At 55.1% G+C, this 19,729-nt stretch carries 19 protein-coding genes; 16 read left to right on the top strand and 3 right to left on the bottom strand.

Translation table 11 applies throughout. The annotated features are described in order from the left end of the window. The first annotated feature begins 11 nt into the window (after positions 1 to 11). From CHH28_RS05460 to CHH28_RS05440, 6 genes are all read left to right on the top strand, one after another. A complete protein-coding gene (locus CHH28_RS05460; protein ID WP_094059365.1) occupies positions 12 to 2,795 on the top strand; it encodes a class I adenylate cyclase in 2,784 nt (927 codons plus the stop codon). A gap of 89 nt (positions 2,796 to 2,884) precedes the next feature. Then, complete coding sequence (gene lptM, locus CHH28_RS20150; protein ID WP_332881233.1) at positions 2,885 to 3,043, top strand: LPS translocon maturation chaperone LptM; 159 nt, start codon at positions 2,885 to 2,887, stop codon at positions 3,041 to 3,043. Further along, on the top strand, positions 3,043 to 4,290 hold the full coding sequence (lysA, locus tag CHH28_RS05455; RefSeq protein WP_094059364.1) for a diaminopimelate decarboxylase: 1,248 nt from the start codon (positions 3,043 to 3,045) through the stop codon (positions 4,288 to 4,290). The genes lptM and lysA overlap by 1 nt, the downstream gene beginning before the upstream one ends. 9 nt (positions 4,291 to 4,299) lie before the next feature. Then, positions 4,300 to 5,133 carry a diaminopimelate epimerase gene (gene dapF / locus CHH28_RS05450; protein ID WP_094059363.1) on the top strand — a complete coding sequence of 278 codons (834 nt, stop codon included), beginning with the start codon at positions 4,300 to 4,302 and terminating at the stop codon, positions 5,131 to 5,133. 7 nt (positions 5,134 to 5,140) lie between these two features. After that, the gene (locus CHH28_RS05445; RefSeq protein WP_094059362.1) at positions 5,141 to 5,812 is read left to right on the top strand and encodes a DUF484 family protein; all 672 of its coding nucleotides are present in this window, start codon (positions 5,141 to 5,143) and stop codon (positions 5,810 to 5,812) included. After that, a complete protein-coding gene (locus tag CHH28_RS05440) occupies positions 5,812 to 6,510 on the top strand; it encodes an HAD family hydrolase (protein WP_094059361.1) in 699 nt (232 codons plus the stop codon). Before CHH28_RS05445 ends, CHH28_RS05440 begins: the two co-directional genes overlap by 1 nt. Before the next feature lie 233 nt (positions 6,511 to 6,743). On the opposite strand, the gene CHH28_RS05435 is transcribed toward CHH28_RS05440, so the two are convergent. Together CHH28_RS05435 and speA are read right to left on the bottom strand one after the other, a co-directional pair. Beyond that, entirely contained in the window at positions 6,744 to 6,971 is a 228-nt protein-coding gene (locus tag CHH28_RS05435) for a hypothetical protein (protein WP_094059360.1), read from the bottom strand. 159 nt (positions 6,972 to 7,130) lie between these two features. After that, positions 7,131 to 9,086 (bottom strand): biosynthetic arginine decarboxylase, encoded by a 1,956-nt coding sequence (gene speA / locus CHH28_RS05430; RefSeq protein ID WP_332881232.1) that lies wholly within the window; start codon positions 9,084 to 9,086, stop codon positions 7,131 to 7,133. Positions 9,087 to 9,155: 69 nt separating this feature from the next. Here speA and speE point away from each other — a divergent pair, with 69 nt between their 5' ends. Next, positions 9,156 to 10,022 (top strand): polyamine aminopropyltransferase, encoded by an 867-nt coding sequence (gene speE, locus CHH28_RS05425; protein WP_094059358.1) that lies wholly within the window; start codon positions 9,156 to 9,158, stop codon positions 10,020 to 10,022. Positions 10,023 to 10,087: 65 nt separating this feature from the next. Here speE and CHH28_RS05420 read toward each other — a convergent pair whose 3' ends face one another. After that, a complete protein-coding gene (locus CHH28_RS05420; protein WP_233243753.1) occupies positions 10,088 to 10,492 on the bottom strand; it encodes a c-type cytochrome in 405 nt (134 codons plus the stop codon). Positions 10,493 to 10,803: 311 nt separating this feature from the next. Between CHH28_RS05420 and CHH28_RS05415 the strand changes: the two genes are divergently transcribed. The 9 genes from CHH28_RS05415 to CHH28_RS05375 all read left to right on the top strand — a co-directional run bounded on the left by CHH28_RS05415 (position 10,804) and on the right by CHH28_RS05375 (position 19,729). Then, on the top strand, positions 10,804 to 10,980 hold the full coding sequence (locus CHH28_RS05415) for a YnbE family lipoprotein (protein ID WP_094059357.1): 177 nt from the start codon (positions 10,804 to 10,806) through the stop codon (positions 10,978 to 10,980). Positions 10,981 to 10,995: 15 nt separating this feature from the next. Continuing rightward, complete coding sequence (locus tag CHH28_RS05410; RefSeq protein WP_094059356.1) at positions 10,996 to 11,316, top strand: YdbL family protein; 321 nt, start codon at positions 10,996 to 10,998, stop codon at positions 11,314 to 11,316. Between the two features lie 15 nt (positions 11,317 to 11,331). Continuing rightward, positions 11,332 to 11,928: a LemA family protein gene (locus tag CHH28_RS05405; protein ID WP_094059355.1), complete on the top strand. Its 597-nt coding sequence runs from the start codon at positions 11,332 to 11,334 to the stop codon at positions 11,926 to 11,928. A gap of 12 nt (positions 11,929 to 11,940) precedes the next feature. Continuing rightward, positions 11,941 to 13,914 (top strand): M48 family metallopeptidase, encoded by a 1,974-nt coding sequence (locus CHH28_RS05400; RefSeq protein ID WP_094059354.1) that lies wholly within the window; start codon positions 11,941 to 11,943, stop codon positions 13,912 to 13,914. A 213-nt stretch (positions 13,915 to 14,127) separates the two neighbouring features. Beyond that, the gene (locus tag CHH28_RS20030; protein ID WP_199244006.1) at positions 14,128 to 17,313 is read left to right on the top strand and encodes a hypothetical protein; all 3,186 of its coding nucleotides are present in this window, start codon (positions 14,128 to 14,130) and stop codon (positions 17,311 to 17,313) included. A 184-nt stretch (positions 17,314 to 17,497) separates the two neighbouring features. Continuing rightward, positions 17,498 to 18,469, top strand: a complete 972-nt coding sequence (moaA, locus tag CHH28_RS05390) for a GTP 3',8-cyclase MoaA (protein ID WP_233243833.1) — start codon at positions 17,498 to 17,500, stop codon at positions 18,467 to 18,469. Between the two features lie 18 nt (positions 18,470 to 18,487). Continuing rightward, entirely contained in the window at positions 18,488 to 19,024 is a 537-nt protein-coding gene (moaB, locus tag CHH28_RS05385) for a molybdenum cofactor biosynthesis protein B (protein WP_094059352.1), read from the top strand. Then, positions 19,017 to 19,493: a cyclic pyranopterin monophosphate synthase MoaC gene (moaC, locus tag CHH28_RS05380; protein WP_094059351.1), complete on the top strand. Its 477-nt coding sequence runs from the start codon at positions 19,017 to 19,019 to the stop codon at positions 19,491 to 19,493. Before moaB ends, moaC begins: the two co-directional genes overlap by 8 nt. After that, positions 19,490 to 19,729 (top strand): MoaD/ThiS family protein, encoded by a 240-nt coding sequence (locus tag CHH28_RS05375; RefSeq protein ID WP_094059350.1) that lies wholly within the window; start codon positions 19,490 to 19,492, stop codon positions 19,727 to 19,729. Before moaC ends, CHH28_RS05375 begins: the two co-directional genes overlap by 4 nt.

The following is a 19,729-nucleotide window of genomic DNA, read 5'->3' as shown; positions in this document are numbered from 1 at the left end:
ATACTGTGCCTATGAAGTTTGTTCCTGACGTTACCGCTGGTGATCTCAAACGCTGGCATCAGTCCTTTGATCTACTCAACCGGTCTCGTCTACAGCGAGCCCGGGACCGCCTTACAAGCCGACAACAGCAGGTGCTCGACGTTTTGCCCCTGCTGTTTCACCTAAACCACCCACGCTTGCCCGGCTTTATTCACCACAAAGTCACTGCTGGCATCGCACAATTCAACCCCGACCACACCCAACTGCAAGCACTGCAGCAGCTGGCACGTGGCATTAAATTGCCGCGTATGCAGCACGATTACGCGCTGCTTGGGGTGTATTTAATGGGCAGTGTTGGGTCGGTGGCACAAAGCCACGGCAGCGACCTCGATGTGTGGTTGTGCCACGACGAATCCCTCGCCTCGGAGGCCTTGTCTGAGCTGCAGAATAAATGCCATCTGATCGAAACCTGGGCGAAGCAGCAAGGCTGCGAGCTGCATGTATTTTTGATGAACCTGAGCGACTTTCGTCGCGGTCAACACCGCTCAGCAGAAGGGGACGATTGCGGCAGCACCCAGCATATTTTGCTGTTGGATGAGTTTTACCGCAGCGCAGTATGGCTCGCTGGCCTCAAGCCGCGCTGGTGGTTAGTTCCCAACGAGTACGAGCGCAAAGCCGATGACTACTGGCAGTTTTTGCTCAACGACATGCAGATTCACCCAGAGCAATGGCTGGACTTCGGCGCCATTCCCTCTATTCCGATTTCCGAATTCGTCGGCGCCGGTCTTTGGCAGCTGAATAAAGGCCTGCATGCGCCGTACAAAGCGCTGTTAAAGCTGTTGCTTAACCGCCACTACGCCAGCCAATACCCCAATATTCGCCCTCTGTGCTGGGATTTAAAGGACCTAGTTCACGACGGCAACAGTGATGCTGGCGACTGCGACGCTTACATTTTGATGCTGCGCCGCATCAGTGATCAGCTGGCGCAGGAAGGCAACCAGCAGCGCATTGAGCTGGTACGCCGGGCGTTTTACTTCAAAACGCAACTGCGTTTAACCCAGCTGTCGCGACAACAAAGCGACAGCTGGCGCTCACATACTTTGCGCCAACTGACGGATGCTTGGGGCTGGAACCGTTTTCAGCTGGAAGATTTGGACCAGCGTGAACAATGGTGGCCAACGCGCGTCGCGCAGGAACGCCACGCTCTGATCAGTGAAATGCTCAGCAGCTATCGTTTGATCGCCAACTTCAGTCAAAAGCACAGCCATCGCATTCGAGTCAGTCGCCGAGATATGCGCCTGCTGGGTAATCGTTTATACGCCGAGTTTGATGCCCGGCCAGGCAAAATCATCAACATAAACCCAGGCATTGTGTCGTCTTTGGGGCAAGAGACTCTGCACCTGAACCTGTGCAACGAAGACCAAGAGCAACAACGCTGGCAGCTGGTGGTGGGCGATTGGAAAGACGACCAAATCAGGCCCGAGCAAATCCTTAAACAGTCGCCCAGTTTGATTGAGTTGTTGTGCTTTGCCCAGTTCAACGGCTTATTCACACCGCATACGCGCATTCGCCTGCACCCCAGTGACAACAGCCTGAATCAATATCAGGTGCAGGAGCTGCTGCAACGTGTGCGCGCACTGGAACATCAATCCCCCAGCAGCACCGAGCTGCAGCAAGCAGCACGTCCCATCAACTGGCAGCTGTTTGTTAACGTCGCCGTCGATCCTCAGCAGCAGCTGAGTCGGCGGGGCATGCAAAAAGTCTCCAACCGGGACGATGCGCTCGGCTACAGCTCGGCACACGACAACCTGATTCTTACCGTCGATTTACTGACCATTAACAGCTGGGGTGAATGGCACGTGAATCGGTTTACCGGCAGCGTCGCACTGCTCGACTGCCTGCAGCACGTGCTGCAGTGGTTGCCCTTTGCCCGCGAACACGGCTGGCCGGAGATGTTGAGCCACAGCCTGTCGCAAACCCACGCCGGTGCAATCGCCATTCGCGTGGAGCAACTATTGCACGATGTGCTGCAGCACTTTTTACAGCAGCCTCGCAGCCCTTATCTGATTGAGGTAGCTGAACAATATTGCTTGCTGGAATATCAGTCAGACGGACCCAAGCTGTTGAAAGCCGACAATGCCCGCCACTTACTGCACATCTTGCAACGCCCCCGGGAGCAGTACACCGCTTACGTATTTGACCGTGCTGCTCTGCCTGGCAGTCCGCTGCGAAACATCTTTGAGCACAGCCGCAGCGGCGTGTGGCAGCTGTTCTACTGGCACCAAAAGCAGACCATGTATCTGTATTTTCTCGATGAGCGCGGCGCTTTACTGCATCGAACCGTCACCGCCAGTACACAACAACACCCGGTACTGCCAGTACTAAGGTTTTTGCGTCAGCTCGATCAACGCTGGCAGCTTGAGCAGCAGCGCGGTGGCAGAAAACTACTGCTGTCTGAGCTGAAACGTCAGGCCAACAGTTACGAGTTTGAACTCAAACGCAAACGCCTACCGGAGGTTGCCGAGCAGACCGCCAATATTGATTTACGCGCGGTGATCGACGAGCAGCAACAGCCCACCCTGTATTGCAACAATGAAGAGTTCAGCATTTGGCAATACGGCGATGACCTGTATCTGGCAGTGGCCGCAGCGGTGCTTAAGCTGCGAACGCCCGGCAGCGATTACCCTTGTTATCTCACCGATGTTGAACTGGCCGATAACGGCCGCGTTATTGATCATCTAGAGGCCAAGTTCCGTATCGAGCAGCAACTCAACCAAGCGCTGCAGATCACCACCCTCACGACAGCCCCAGCCTAGCCCGCCAGCAGCAGCGCGCATGCAGAGACAGCGCCGCGCTTTGTCCTTATACTTAGCCTCTTTTTTCGCCAATTCAGCTGCTGTCAGCCATGCTGGCGAACCCATATACGGAGGGTAAGATGCTCACGCGCCTGTTATTGCTATGCTTGTCCAGCCTGGCCCTGACTCAATTGTCAGGTTGCGGACAAAAAGGCGATTTGTATCTGCCCGAGCACACTCCGCCACCAGCTACGGAATCACAATCCTGATGTCAGTTTTTACATACCGCGATGGTACTTTACACGCTGAACACCTAGACCTGAGCCAAGCCGCCGAGCAGTTCGGCACGCCGCTGTATGTGTATTCCCGAAAGGCGTTGGAGCAACACTTTCTGCAATACCAGCAGGCTCTTGGCGATTGTCCAGGCATGATCTGCTACGCGGTTAAAGCCAACTCCAACTTGGCGGTACTGAACGTATTGGCACGCCAAGGTGCCGGCTTCGATATTGTCAGCCAAGGCGAGCTTGAACGCGTAATCGCCGCCGGTGGTGATCCGCAGCGCATCGTATTCTCTGGCGTAGGCAAGCAAGCGGCAGAAATGCGCCGCGCGCTGGAGCTGGGTGTGCACTGCTTTAATGTTGAATCCGAGGCCGAACTTGAGCGCTTAAGCCAAGTGGCCACTGAAATGGATTGCTCAGCACCTGTGTCACTGCGGATTAACCCAGACGTTGATGCTCAAACTCACCCGTACATTTCCACTGGGCTAAAAGACAATAAGTTTGGCATTGCCATCGACGATGCCGTACGCATTTATCAAAAAGCCGCCGCACTGCCCGGCCTGACCATCAAGGGTGTGGATTGCCACATCGGCAGTCAGCTTACTGACATCGCGCCCTTCCTGGATGCGCTGGACCGCTTGCTGTTGTTAATCGACGAGCTGTCAGCTCAGGGCATCACAATCGAGCATTTGGATATCGGCGGAGGCTTGGGCGTGACCTACCAAGACGAGCAGCCGACGTCCATCGGCGACTTTGTCAGTGCGGTGAAACAACGCTTGGCTGGCCGTTCGTTAGCATTGATGTTTGAGCCAGGTCGCTCCATCTCAGCCAACGCTGGTGTTTTTCTGACCCGTGTTGAGTATCTGAAACTCAACCAGCATAAAAACTTCGCCATCATTGACGGCGCCATGAACGACTTAATTCGCCCATCGCTGTACAGCGCTTGGCAAGACATCAAACCCGTTGCCGAGCACAGCGACGCGCCGGCTCGTTGCTACGATGTCGTCGGACCTGTGTGTGAAACCGGTGATTTTCTTGGTAAAGACCGAACTCTGGCCATTGCCGACGGTGACTTGCTGGCCGTTATGTCCGCTGGCGCCTATGGGTTTGTGATGGCCTCCAACTACAATACCCGAGGTCGACCTGCAGAAGTGATGGTGGACGGCGATCAAGCGCACTTGGTGCGCCAGCGCGAGGGCATTGTCGAGCAATTTGCCAACGAGCAGCAGCTGCCCTAAGGACGAGTTATGTGGCTTAAATTCAGCAAGATGCACGGCCTCGGCAATGACTTTATGGTCGTCGACCTGGTGACACAAAACGGCTACATCCGCAGCGACAAAGTTGCCCAGCTGGCTGACCGTCACTTGGGTGTGGGTTTTGACCAGTTGCTGCTGGTGGAACGGCCGACCCGTCCGGACGTCGACTTTCGTTATCGCATTTTTAATGCCGACGGCAGTGAAGTTGAAAACTGCGGCAACGGTGCACGTTGCTTTGCCCGCTTTGTGTATGATCAGCACCTGACCGGCAAACGCAGCATCCGTGTCGAAACCGCCACCGGCATCATGCAGTTGCAACTGACCGATGACAAAGACGTGGTGGTGGATATGGGCAAACCGGTACTGACGCCGTCACAAATTCCTTTTACCGCACCAGCGTTCGCCGCTGAATACCCGGTTCAAGTTGAAGGCATTGGCGAGGTAATGATCGGGGCGGTATCCATGGGCAACCCGCATGCGGTTTTGCGTGTGGACGATATCGACGATGCCCCCGTGGATCATTGGGGCAGCCTAATCGAGCCTCACCCAGCGTTCCCGAACAAGGTCAATGTCGGCTTTATGCAGGTCATCAACCCGCACGAAGTGCGACTGCGCGTGTTTGAACGCGGCGTGGGTGAGACCCTCGCATGCGGCACCGGCGCCTGCGCCGCCGTGGTATCAGGCCAGCTGCGTGGCTGGCTTGAGCCCGGCGTCAAAGTGACGTTGCCCGGCGGTGAGCTGTGGATTGATTGGGATGGCGATCAGGGTCACGTACACATGACCGGCCCTGCCACGCCGGTGTTTGAAGGCCGAATGAACGTATGAGGGGCGCATGAGCCAACAGCCGCATTTGACAGACGAAGACGTCAAACAGTACCTACAAGATCATCCCGATTTTTTTGTTGGCAAAGACGACCTGCTGATGCAGCTTCGCATTCCTCACAATGCTGGTGCTGCCACATCCTTGGTCGAGCGTCAGCTGTCCATTCATCGCGAACGCAATGTCGAGCTGCGCCAGCGCTTGTCCGATCTGCTGGAAAACGCCCGTCGCAACGATCAACTGTTTGAGAAAAGCCGACGCTTGGTGCTGGCACTGGTGGAAGCAGAAAACTGGCTTGGCATTCAAGCCGCTCTGGATGATTCCCTGCGCAACGATTTTGGTGTCGACAGCTGGGCCATGCTGCATTTCACTGAGCGCAACCTTGAAGCGCCGCTGATTACCATTCGCTCGGCGGAGCGCCAGCGTCAAGTGCAGCGCTTGTTCAAAGGCCACCGTGCAATTTGCGGCCAATTGCAGCAGCAAGACATTGCCGCTCTGTTGGGCAACCAAAGCACCGACTGCCGCTCTGTCGCCGCAGCGCAAATCCGCGGCAAAGACAACCACGGCATACTCAGCGTGGCCAGTCAGGACCCTAGCTATTACCGCAGTTCAATGGATACCCTGTTCCTCGATTACGTGGCCGATATTTTGGCGCTACGCTTGCCGCAAGTGCCGGTGGTGTAATGCAGCCACAGCTTATTACTCTGGACCTGGACCATACCCTGTGGGATACAGATCCCGTCATTATTGCCGCCGAACAAGCGACTTACGATTGGATCGCCCAGCACTGCCCAGTGGCGATTGAGTTTTATACCCTTGAGGCACTGCGGCAGTACAAAAACACCATTGCCGAATGTTACCCGCAGTGGCGCCATCAGGTGTCCAAACTGCGCATCGAAGTGCTGCGCCGGGTGTTTTTGCAAGCTGGGTTGCAAGAGACCGCCGCCGCCGATTTTGCCGAGCAAGCATTCGCCGTTTTTTACCATGCGCGCAGCCAAGTCACCTTGTTCGATGGAGCGTTGCAGGCGCTGCAACAGCTGAGCGAAAACGCCCCGCTGGTCGCCGTTACCAATGGCAACGCAGATCTGTCACTGATTGGTATTGAGCCGTTGTTTGCAGGTCATTTATCGGCAGAAAAGGTCGGTGCGGCCAAGCCGGACCCTACCATGTTTGAGCAGGCTATGGCGCAACACGGCGTCACCGCCACGCAATGCGTGCATGTCGGCGACCATCAGGAACAAGACGTGGTAGCGGCCAAGCGCCTGGGAATGAAAACTGTGTGGGTGAATCTATCCGACGCCGCATGGACACACACAGAGTGCGAGCCCGACCAAGAAATCAATCATCTCAGTCAGTTGCCAGCGGCCATCGCCAGTCTCTGATTACACTATGCCGCTGTGGTGAAACAGCCACATAACGGCGAACACCAATAAGGCGGCAGCGGCGGGTATCGCATTTAAGCGTTGACGTTGTTTACGAGCGTGCTGAGACGGCATGAGTGAGCTTCCTTTCTTTATTATGCGCCGCAGCTTAGCAGGGGCAGACAACAATAACAGTGGCCCGGCCCGACAATGGGCCGGTTTGGCCTGAGCAGCCTCATACCAGAGTAACCGGCTTAAATGGGGCGGCTACCATAGCTGCTTTGCGGTTTGCGTGGCGGGTCCGCCATCACATTGTTGTCGATTTTCTGAATTTTTCCGCCGCGTGCGAGAAACGCTTCAACGTCGCTTTGCATTGCTTTGCGCAGTTGTTCACGGCTTAACGCACTGTCGGCCTGGGCTTTGTCAGCCGCAGCATCCTGTGCGTTGTAGTCATCATTGGAGTAGTCCATATCTTCAGCCATACGCCCTCCCAGCAGAAGTTGTTGGAAAGTTGCCACCAGCGGCTTAGTAGTTATAGACCAGCCGCAAGCAAGCGCCAGCCCTCGCCAAACAACGGTAACCAAAAATATGACTGCGTCGGTTTTTCAGCGATCGAGCGTTTCGAAAGTGTCCAAATTCCGTCAGCTGCCCAGGTAGGTATAGGCCGATAAGGCTTCTTGCAGCTCAGCCAGCAGCTGTGCTTGGTCCTGCTCAGGCAAGGTCGAAGTCGCCACCTGCTGCTGCAGGCGCTGGCGAATGTCTTCGGCATCGTAATTCACGTACGCCAGCACGGTTTGCAAATCGTCGCCCTGTACTGGAAAGCTCAGCTGTAACCCATCACCGCGGCTTTCAACATCCACAGAATCGGTATCGCCAAACAAATTGTGCAAATCACCCAGGATTTCCTGGTAGGCACCGACCATAAAGAAGCCCAGACAATCACCACGCTCAACCCCGGGCAGCGGTAAACACGAGCCAATGCCGTCGGCGTCGACATACTGGTCAATACGGCCATCAGAGTCGCAGGTGATGTCTTGCAGCACACCACGACAGCTAACCGGCTGATCCAAACGCTCCAGCGGTACGATTGGGAAAATCTGGTCGATGCCCCACACATCCGGCAAAGACTGGAATAAGGAAAAGTTGACGAACACCTTGTCGGCCTGTTTTTCGTACAGCTCATCCAACAAGTCACGATGATTGCGATTGCCTGGCATCAAGCGCTGCTTCAGCAGCGAGCCAACATTGCGGTACAAGGACTCCACCTGAGCACGTTCGTGCAAGCGGTAGAGGCCATGACTAAACGCCGCTTGCGCATCCGTCATCCAATGCTGAACATCGTGATACAGCTCCACCAACGACGCCGGGCTAAGCTCTTGCTGCAATAACTGCCAAGCCTGGTAGAGGTGATGCAGCTCCACCGGCGCATCGTCCTCCGGTGCCTGCGGCAGCTCAGCGGTGGGGCTCTCATGATCTATGACTTCTGCGATCAACACCGCATGATGAGCCGTCATTGCCCGCCCTGATTCTGTGATCAGCCCCGGCATGGCAATGTCCAATTCGTTGCAGACATCGGCAAAGGCGGTCACCACGTTACGGGCGTATTCCTCGATGCTGTAGTTCATCGAACAGTAACTGCGTGAGCGCGTGCCTTCGTAATCGACACCCAAGCCGCCGCCCACATCCAGCCACTGGATCGGCACCATCAAACGCACTAACTCAGCGAACAAACGACTGCATTCACGTAACCCGGTGTGAATGTCGCGAATATTGGCCAGCTGCGAGCCGAGATGGAAATGCAGCAATTGCAGGCAATCCAGTTGGCCGCGCTGCTCAAGCTGGCGTACCACCTGTAGGATCTGATCCGCCGACAAGCCAAATTTGGACTTCTCACCACCGGTGTTTTGCCAATTGCCTTTGCCGATGGTCGCCAGGCGCGCACGAATGCCCAACCGTGGCGTCACCTGCAACTGTTCTGCTTGCTCTAAAATCAGCGGCAACTCCGACAGCTTTTCGATCACCAGAAATACCTGATGACCGAGCTTTTCCGCCAGCAACGCTAACCGAATAAAGTGGCGATCCTTGTAGCCATTGCAAACGATCAGCCCACGCGTTTCCCCCAGCTGCGACAGCACCGCAATCAACTCGGGTTTACTGCCAGCCTCCAAACCGACCAGGTCACAGCCTGCGCGTTGTTGGCCGCGCACGATTTGCTCCACCACCGGGCGCTGCTGGTTCACCTTGATAGGATACACAGGCACAAACGGCCCTTGATAACCAACGTCCTGCCGCGCCTTGGAAAATGCCTGCACTAAGGTGTCGATACGTTGATGAATGATGCCGGGAAAACGTACCAATAAAGGCAATCGCAGGCCTTGCTGCTGGGCTGCGGTGACGACCTGCTGCAACACCACCGGCGGCTGATCTGGCTGCGGCTGAACTTGCAGCTGGCCAGCGTCATTGACGCTGACGTAGCCCTCGCTCCAGAACGGTAAATTGTAGTGATCGGCAGCACACAGCGACATGGCAAAAAGACTCGGCAGAGGCAGCCGCTGGCGCTTGGCGTCACCAGGGGCTTGGGTTATTGTGGCGGCCAATTGTACCCCCCGCGATCCGCTCGGCAATATGTGCGCGGGGCTTTTCCGTTTGCAGCGAGATTTTCTGTTATGACACACCCTTTGGCCGATGGCTGGTTTACTGAAATCTTTGATCAGCAAGGCTCTGCCTTTTCCCTCAAGGTAACAGCGCATCTGGAGCAAGTGACCAGCGAGTTTCAAACCATCGACATGTACGACACAGAGACGTTTGGCAAACTGATGGTGATTGATGGCTGCACCATGGTCAGCAGCCGTGAAAACTTCGTTTACCACGAAATGATGGCCCACGTGCCACTGTTCTCTCACCCTAACCCAAAGCGCGTTGCCATTATCGGTGGCGGCGACTGCGGCACGCTGCGCGAAGTGTTAAAGCACCCCAGCGTGGAAGTGGCGTACCAGATCGATATCGATGAGCAAGTCACGCGCATGGCGGAAAAGTACTTCCCTGAACTGTGTGAATCCAATGCAGATCCGCGTGCACAGATTTTGTTTGCCGATGGCATCGATTGGATCAAACAGCGTGAAGCGGGATCACTAGACGTCATCATTATCGACAGTACCGACCCAGTTGGCCCAGCCGAAGGGCTGTTTGCCGTCGATTTTTATCAGGATTGCATGCGTGCTTTGGATCAGCAGGGCGTTGTGGTGCAACAAAGTGAATCGCCGCTTTATCACAGCGACAGCATCATCAAGAAGATTCACACCGACATGGCCAGCGCCGGAGCCAGCACCAGCCATACCTTTCCCTTTCCTCAGGTCATTTATCCATCGGGTTGGTGGAGCTGCACCCTGGCCAGCAAGGGCGGTGATGCGACGGTATTCAGAATTGAAGACGCTGCCAGCAAGAGCTTTCGCACCCAGTACTACAACGCCGAAATTCATGCCGCGGCGCTGGCCCTACCAGAGTTTATGAAACGTGCTCTGCAGCTGGACTAAACCGCCAGCTCGGAGCAATAAAAAAGCCGCTCAATGAGCGGCTTTTTTACGACCTGCGACGCGGCTTATTTGCCCGCCATGTACTTAATCGCGGCCAGAATTTCGTCATCAGAGCAGTCCATGCAGTTGCCTTTGGCTGGCATGGCGTTAATACCATTGATGGCATTCTGCCAAGTTTGCTCCATGCCTTTGGCTAAGCGTTCTTCCCAAGCGGCTACGTCGCCAGTTTTAGGCGCGCCCAACACACCCACTGCGTGACAAGCGGTACAAGCAGCGGTGTACACTTCTTCGCCAGAACGTGGCTCACTGCTGGCAACAACCGGCGCTGCGCCGCACTCAGCGCCAACACACACTTCACCAACAGGCTTGATACGCTCACGGATTTTGTCAGCTTCGCTGTCGGTTAACGCCATCGCTTGAGCAGCTACAAGCGCTGCGGCTGCCAGAATCAGTGCTTTCAGTTGTTTCACGTAACTGTCCTCTCTTAAGCTATCTCGGCCGGGTGTCTGAACACCGGCACGTTGCCGCACCGTCTACACAGACGCCTGATTATTAGTCGAGCGATTATAACGACATTTGGTGGGGGTTTAAATTGACCCAGCTCTGCACAGCGGAAATAGTTCGCTGGCTTGCACACTGCCCGGTCCCCCATAGCGACATTGCGCGCTGGCTCTCATGGCCGATGACAAAGGCTTGCATTCCCAGCCGTGCCATCGCTAGAGTGACTCATCGCAACCTAGGTCCCAACCTTGCAGGACCCGTGAAAGGAAACCATCCCGGCATGAAACTTACATTCGTCATTGCAGCCGCCCTGCTGAGCAGTGCCTGCACGGTCAAGATGGCCGCTCCGGAAAAGCCCATCACCATCAACCTGAACGTCAAAATTGAGCACGAAGTGCGCGTCAAGGTTGAAAAACAACTGGATGACCTGTTCCAGCAAGAAGACGACTTGTTCTAACGCGGAGAGACACTGATGTTACGTATCGTATTCACCACCCTGATCCTACTGTGTGCCGCGAACCTGTGGGCATTGGATCTGGACCAAGCCAAATCACAGCAGTTAGTCGGCGAGCAAAGCGATGGCTACCTGGGTTTGCTAAACCCCGGCCATGCTGAGGCCGCAGCGTTAGTGCAGCGCATTAACCACAAGCGCAAACAGAAATACTTGGAAATCGCCGACCAGCAAAAGACCGCCTTAGCTAATATCGAAAAGATCGCTGGCGAAAAACTCACCGCCCGCGCCGCCAAAGAACAAGCGCCCTATCAAAACGCCAACGGCCAATGGGTCAAATAAACGGAGAGATAAGCCATGGATATTTCCACCATCATTATTCTGGTCGTTCTGGCTCTGCTGGTGATCTATGTCATCGGTATTTACAACAAGCTGGTGACCTACAAAAACCGCTACCAGAACAGCTTTGCGCAAATTGAAGTGCAGCTGAAACGTCGTTATGACCTGATTCCGAACCTAGTTGAAACCGCCAAGGCGTACATGCAACACGAGCGTGAAACCTTGGAAGCTGTGATAGCGGCGCGCAATGAAGCCGCAGCCGGCCTAAAAGCTGCATCGAAAATGCCGGGAGCCAAGCAAGCCATGCAGCAACTGGCCGGCGCCGAGGGCGCACTTGCAGGAGCCTTGGGGCGCCTGAACGTGGTGATGGAAGCCTATCCAGATCTGAAGGCCAACCAAAATATGATGCAAGTGAGCGAAGAGCTGACCAGCACAGAAAACAAGATTTCGTTTGCCCGCCAGGCCTTTAACGACGCCGTCACGACTTACAACACCTTCCGTCAGTCGTTCCCACCGGTAGTATTTGCCGGCATGTTTGGCCATGGCAGCGACGCTGAACTGCTGGAATTTGCCGACTCTGCAGCAATGCAGGCAGCACCAAAAGTGTCGTTTTAATCATTTGCGACCATGGATTTCTTCTCCCAACAAGACCAGGCCCGTAAGCGCACGGGCCAGCTGATATTCCTATTTGGCCTGGCCGTTTTAGCACTCACCGTGCTGGTTAACTTGGTGGTGGTTGGTGCGTTATGGGGCTTCGAGTACAACAGCACGCAGCAAGTCAGCTTGCTCGACAGCCTGACATCCAAGGTCTCTTGGCAGCAGTGGCTGACCATCAGTGCCGCCGTAATCGCCGTGGTGGCGTGCGCGAGTTTGTATAAATGGCTGTCTCTGCGTGGTGGCGGCCAGCGTGTGGCGGAAATGCTGGGTGGACGCTTGGTTCCACCCAACAGTGATGATTTTTATCAGCGCCGCCTGCTCAATGTGGTGGAAGAAATGGCCATCGCCTCTGGCATGCCAGTACCGCCTGTGTATGTGCTGCCGGACCACAGCATCAACGCCTTTGCTGCGGGTTATCAACCCTCGGATGCTGTGATTGGTGTTACTCAAGGCACTATGGAAAAGCTGTCACGCGACCAGCTGCAGGGCGTGATTGCACACGAGTTCAGCCATATTTTTAATGGTGACATGCGCCTCAATATTCGCTTAATGGCGATATTGTTCGGCATCTTGTTTATCGGTTTGATCGGGCGTTTCATGCTCGAATCGGCGATGCACAGTCGCAGCCGTTCCTCCAGCAAAGAAAACAATACGCTGCCACTGTGGGCCATTGGTTTGTCGTTGGTGGTGATTGGCTACAGCGGCGTATTCTTTGGCAACCTTATAAAAGCGGCGGTATCGCGTCAGCGCGAGTTTCTTGCCGATGCCTCAGCCGTGCAGTTCACGCGTAACCCGGACGGCATTGCCGATGCGTTAAAGGTGATCGGCCATGGCGCCGGCAGTGAGATTTCCAGCACCGAACGGGAAGAGACGGCTCATCTGTTCTTTGGCCAAGCCGCACCTTGGCGTTTCCATTGGTTTTTGACTCATCCGCCGCTGGAGGAGCGCATTCGCCAGCTCGACAAGCGTTGGGACGGTCGCTATCTGGAGCCGCAGTCGCGTCAGCAAGCCGAGGCGGCAGACCCGGAACTCGCTCAACAAACCGCAGGGGCAGCCCCTGCGATGACCATGGCGGCGGTCGCCATGGCTGCTGCAAGCAATCCTGGCCATGCAGAAACCGCTGCAGCGACAACCGACACCAACGAGCTAAGCACTAGAGAGCTAAATACCAACACCAATACCGACACTGACGAGCAACACCGACAACAAGCGTTGGCGACGATGAAAGACGCCGCACGTGACCCTTACTCGGCGCGCGCATTGGTCTTCTCCCTGCTGCTAGCACCGCCTAAGCGACTGGTGCACGATCAGCAATTGGATTTGATTCGCCAGTATCAAGGTCAGGACAGCTATCAAATCGTATTGCGCCTGGCCCAACAGCTACCGCACCTAGACGATGATCAACGCCTGCCACTGGTGGAGTTGGCCATTCCAGCACTCAAACAATTGTCACCGAACCAGTATCAGGACTTTCGCGCCACGCTGGTGAAACTGGCCAAAGCCGACGGCAGCATCGATGTGTTCGAATGGTGTTTGTATCGCTTAATTTTGCAATATCTGGAACCCGTATTTGCACAAGCCAGCCCAGTGAAAAGCCGCTATCGCCAGGTTGAGCAAGTAACAGAAGCGGCGGCAACCGTGCTCAGTTACTTGGCTCACTTTGGTCATGACGATCAATCCCAAGCTCAGCAAGCATTTGAGCAAGCCTGCCAAGCAGCCGCACTAGAGCTGGCATTGCAGCCCAAGCAAAGTCAGTTCAAGCCGCTCAACCAAGCCATTACCGAGCTGCAACAAGCCTACCCCCACGTCAAAGGGCGGTTTATCAAAGCCTTGGTCACATGCGCCAAGGCCGATCAGCAACTGAAGTCCGTGGAAATGGATCTGGTGCGTACCTTTGCTGCCCTGCTAGAAACACCAGCGCCAGAGCTGACCTTCGAGCAGTAGCGTAAAGAGCAGGTCATGCTGAGTGTTGATGGCTAAAGCCGTCGACACTCTAACTTTCGAACTCTCGCGCACCCCCCCAGCAACACCGACCGCAGCAGGCATGTAACATTTTGCGCCACCGTGTATCAGTGATAGCGTGCTGTGACGCAGCAACTGTCGGTGTTATTAGTGTCAGCGCTATACTCCGCGGCCCTTTTCAACCGGAGAATCACCATGCAATGGAACCAATGCCTGCTGATACTGGCCTGCTCAGCGCTGCTCAGCGCCTGCGGCGGCTCATCAGAATCAGACGAAAACGGACGCTCAACAGATACTCCAACTCAGCCACAAGACGGCGGTTCGACCAATAATCCGGGAGAAAAGGAATCTGGCGGCTCAGATAACGGTTCAGATAACGGCTCAGATAACGGCTCAGATAACGGCTCAGATAACGGCTCAGATGGCGGCTCAGATGGCGGCTCAGATGGCGGCTCAGATGGCGGCTCAGATGGCGGCTCAGATGGCGGCTCAGATGGCGGCTCAGATGGCGGCTCAGATGGCGGCTCAGATGGCGGCTCAGATGGCGGATCTGATGGCGGATCTGATGGCGGATCTGATGGCGGATCTGATGGCGGTTCTGATGGCGGTTCTGATGGCGGTTCTGATGGCGGTTCTGATGGCGGCTCAGATAAAAAAACCGAGCTCAGTCTGACACTCAGCAGCAATATCACTGAACTGGCGTGGCCGGTGTCTCATATTGATATTCAAGCCAGCGTGAAAGGTGGAGTCGTCGACGATGTGCAATGGACCATCACCAGCACGTCATCACAGCCCCAGCAGCAGCGCATCGAGCAAGGCTTACGCCTACTGCAACCAGCCGTCGGGCGCTACACAGTGTCGGCGTCGATTCGTGTGGGTGAAGACAGCGCACAACACCAGTTGGTGGTGGAAGTCACGGCGCAAGATCTAAGCCATATGGCAGGCTTGCCTTTGACCAGCGCCCAGCAACAACAGCTAGATCAGCTGATTTTACAGCCTGCGACCACACCTGCGCCCCAACACCCGCGCCTGTACGGTAGCAACGAACAGTGGTTCGCCATGCTGCAACAGATCGAACAGTTCGATCCTAACTGCCAAGTACCGGGCCCCAGCTCCGGCCTAGGCACCGTCAACAATATGAAAGACAGCTGGCAAAACCTTTTGATGGGCGGCGTTGCCTGCCACAACAATCTGCCAGCGACATTAGCAGAGCATCGTGAAGCCAAGCGTTACTTGAACGATGAAATCGCAACCAATCGGGTCGCCGACAACAATCTGCGTTTTCGTATGATCCACTTGCTACGCAGAGAGCTGTTTTGCGATCAATACGCTTACCCGTGCCAGTTTGAACGCAGTGATGTGCTGAGTTTTGCACAGAAGTTCCTCGCCACTGAGTTCAAGCGTTTGCACGATGCGCCTAGGGCAACCATTGCCCCCAAATGGGCAGCAGAGATTGGCATGCCCGCCGACTATCGCTTTAACAAATACTGGCACATGGCCAACACCAGCGAGTTTATGGTGTTGGATGCCGCACCTGCGTTCCAGTTCTGGACCCTGGTACTCGATGTTTTTGACAACAGCCCACTGATCTCTGATGCCGACGAAGCGTATCTACGCCAAGAGCTGGAATACCAGATCGACAGCTATTTAAAGCAATACGAGCATCAACACTGGTCTTTGTTCAATGGCAATAACTGGACGGTAATGCTCAACACGGCGGCATTGCACTGGGCAATACTCAACTATCATGAGCAAGCCGAGAAGGCCCAACAGGTGTTAGAGGCGGTGCTGGCCACTAATTGGTTACATCGCGATTTTTTCCTTGCCGATGGTGGTTACCTGGAAGGCGCCAGCTACGCGGTACTTACATCCTACCCTTATGTTCTGTTGCAGCAGCAACTACTGATGGCTTCCTTTGGCCAGCCAGTGCACAGTTTTAACTGGCTGCGCGGCCCCAATATCGCCAGCTGGTTAGTGGACTCAGTGCTGCCGGATAATCGTTTTGTCGATTTTGGTGATGGCTGGCCAAAAACCGGTTTGTCGAGCCACATGGCATTGCAGTTGATGTATCCGGGTAACGTCCTCAACCGAAGCGACTTAAACCCACCAATCGACGCCTGTGAGCTACAACGTTACTTCAGCCATAGTTACTACGACGTCCCTTTTTATGACCCTTGGCAAGTCATCCCTATGGTCTTTCATGACTGGCAGGGGGAGGTAAACGCCTGCCAGCAAAACTCTCAAGTATCGCGGCTCGCTATTTACCCTGATTCAGGTCTAATGCGCTTAGACCTGATGACAGACACGCCACTGTCGCAGCAGGCCACCGCTGAGCGCCCCTTCTATTTACAAAGTCGACACAGCACTCTGGTAGCAACGACTACGGCGACCAACACGCCACATCGAGAAATGGACGTTGGCGGTATCATTTGGGCAGCGCATGGCAGTCGATTGTTAGCCGACATGGGTTACGGACGTATTGTGCGTAACTACTACGAATACGATCTTTTCGACCAGCTGACTGGCTACGACAATCGTATCGATCATATGTTAGGTGCTAATACTCTGGTTTTACCTGAAGCCTTCTACACCTATTTGGACCATGAAAAGCGTCAGCGCTACCAGTACCGGGGGCAATCTTATGGCCATGGTGGCCAACTTGAGCAGCGCACGGTGAGTGGTGTTGCCGCAGTGCGTGTGGATGCCAGCGGACCCTATCGCGACGGCGATGTTGGTAAGTTTGCTCGCCCTGCCAATGAAGGACACCTGAAGCAGTATGAGCGTTGGGTTGTTCCAGTCGGCAACCTAGGTTATCTGCTGTTAGACCTGGTACAAGCAAAAACCAGTCAAACCACACAAGCTGAGCAGTGGTTCCAAGTCCCTGTCGATGACAGCGACAAATGCGACAGTGGTACTTCGATTACGGTGAAACTAGAAGTGAAAAACCCCCAACAGCTGCATTTAACGCCCAAATGCAATCAGTTGAGCCGGGCCGAGAACTCTAACATCAGTGGCAGTATTTACGCCTTGTCTCAACACGGCGGTAGCTTTACCACGGATATCCCGGACTATTGGCCCAACGTAGAGCCGTTCCGCAGCGATAGTGTGAAGCTCGTTAATGGCATTGCCACGCTACAGCTCACCAACCAGGTGGGTCAGAGAGATCAGCGACAACTGGTGCGTTGGCGCGCAGCCAATCCGCTTGCCAGCGATATACGCTTATTCTTCCTGCAAACCTCGGCGGACGGACAGACCATGCCGACCGTTAGCCTGCAATCCGAAGCCTGTGCCGAACATTTCTGCGCCCGCCTGCAGGTGGCCGAGCAGAACTTACTGATCAAAGTGAGCCAAGAAAATGGCTTGCTCACTCTGCTGCCCTAAACCGCTGCCGTAAATCGGAAGTGAACCCCTGTGTTCAATGGCGCCGTTTGCGGCGCTATTGAAATCGCTTTGCACCACCGTAGAATGAGGGTTCAAGGGTCGGTCATGGCCGCAATATTCGCCACTGCATGGCCATTTCCGCTGGCAACCACTCAAGGTGACGATGTCCTTGCAACCCATTCCCCTGCAGCCTTTGCACGATAATCACGGGCGACAATTTTCTTACCTGCGGCTATCGATCACAGACGTGTGCAACTTTCGCTGCCACTACTGTTTACCTAACGGCTATCAGGGAGACGGTGAGCCGCAACCACTGTCTCTGGCTGAAATCGACCAGATCGTGCAAGCATTTGCCGCCACCGGTACGCGCAAAGTACGCATCACCGGCGGCGAGCCGGTGTTACGCCGTGACCTAGTCGAGATTCTGCGCCAGGTTAAACGCACCCAGGGAATAGAAAGCGTCGCTTTAACCACCAATGGTTACAAGCTATTGGAGCATATCGACGCTTGGTATGAGGTGGGTCTCGATCAGCTCAATGTCAGCATCGACAGCCTGGACCCAAGAGCGTTTCAAGCCATCACCGGCCATGATCGTTTGCAGCAGATTTTGGCTGGCATTGACCGTGGCCTGCAGCTGGGATTGCCGATCAAGGTCAACGCCGTATTGCTGGCCGATCAACCGCAGCAACTGAGTGAGTTTTTGCATTGGGTCAAACGTACGCCAGTGACGCTGCGCTTTATTGAGCTGATGGAAACTGGCGGCCAGCCCGACTACTTTGCGCGCCATCATGTCAGCGGCGAAAGTATTAAACAGCAACTGTTGCAACAAGGCTGGCAGCCGCTCACACGCGGCCCCCATGCTGGCCCGGCGCAGGAGTTTGCTCATCCCGACTACCAAGGCAACATCGGTCTGATCATGCCGTACAGCCGCCATTTCTGCAGCAGCTGTAACCGTCTGCGCATTTCGGCCGCTGGCAAACTGCATTTATGCCTGTTTGGCGAGCACGGTCATGACCTGCGCCCATTGATGCGTGCCGAGCACCAGCTCGAATTGCAGCAACGGCTCAGAGAGCTGCTACAACTGAAAGCCGCCAGCCACGACTTACATCAAGGCAATACCGGCGCCATCAAACATTTTGCTATGATCGGCGGCTAATTGCGCCAGGAGTCAGTTATGGCAAACACCTACACAGAGCAGGCTATTGGCCTCAACATCGCCGTCCTGACGGTGTCCGACAGTCGAACCGAAGACACCGACAAAAGTGGGCAGCTGCTTAGTGAGCGCCTGACAGCAAGCGGGCATCGGCTGATCGACAAACGCATCGTGGCGGACGACAAATACCGCATCCGAGCACAAGTTGCGCAGTGGGCGGCCGACGATGTCACCCAAGTCGTGTTAGTCACCGGTGGTACTGGCTTTACCGAGCGCGATTCCACACCCGATGCCATCGCGCCACTGTTTGATAAAACCGTCGATGGCTTTGGTGAACTATTCCGGCAAATTTCGTATCAGGAAATTGGCAGCTCAACCATTCAAAGTCGCGCCATTGCGGGTTTCTCTAACGACATGTTGATTTTCTGTTTGCCAGGTTCGACCAATGCCTGCCGCACCGCCTGGGATAACATCATTGCCGATCAGCTGAACAGCCAGCACAAACCCTGCAACTTTGTACTGCGGTTAAAACAGCTCAAGGAGCCTTGCGATGGGTGAGTTTTCTCATATCAACACCGATGGCGAAGCCAATATGGTCGATGTCAGTGGCAAAGAGGTCAGCCAGCGCGAAGCTCTGACTGAAGGCTATGTGGTGATGCAAGCCGATACCCTGCAGCGCATTCTCGATGGTGGCCACGACAAAGGCGACGTATTTGCCGTGGCTCGTATCGCCGGTATTCAAGCGGCCAAGCAAACGGCGCAATTGATTCCGCTGTGCCACCCATTAATGCTGTCAAAGGTGGCGGTTGAGTTTGAGCCACAACCCGATCAGCAGCGCGTGCGCATTATCGGGCGCTGTAAATTAAGTGGCCAAACGGGTGTAGAAATGGAGGCGCTCACAGCGGTTTCGGTAGCCGCATTAACCCTGTTTGATATGTGCAAAGCACTGGACCCAGCCATGCGCATTGATGGTATTCGGGTGCTAGAAAAACGCGGCGGAAAAAACGGCGACTGGAGTGCTCAGTGAAGGTATTGTTTTTTGCCTCGCTGCGCGAGTCTCTGGCATGTGAGCAGCTAGAAGCCTCAGCCGTATCCGTTGCCGAGCTGCGCCAGCAATTGCAGCAGCAATGGCCCTCACAGTCGCATTTATTAGCCCAAGGGCAAGCGTTAGTCGCGGTCAATCAGCAGCTGTGTCACGACGATGCCACCACTCTCACAGATGACGATGAAGTGGCGTTTTTTCCACCCATGACCGGTGGGTAA

This window comes from Bacterioplanes sanyensis, from assembly GCF_002237535.1.
Classification (GTDB): Bacteria; Pseudomonadota; Gammaproteobacteria; order Pseudomonadales; family Oceanobacteraceae; genus Bacterioplanes; species Bacterioplanes sanyensis_A.
This window is presented reverse-complemented; position numbering and strand designations above follow the sequence as displayed.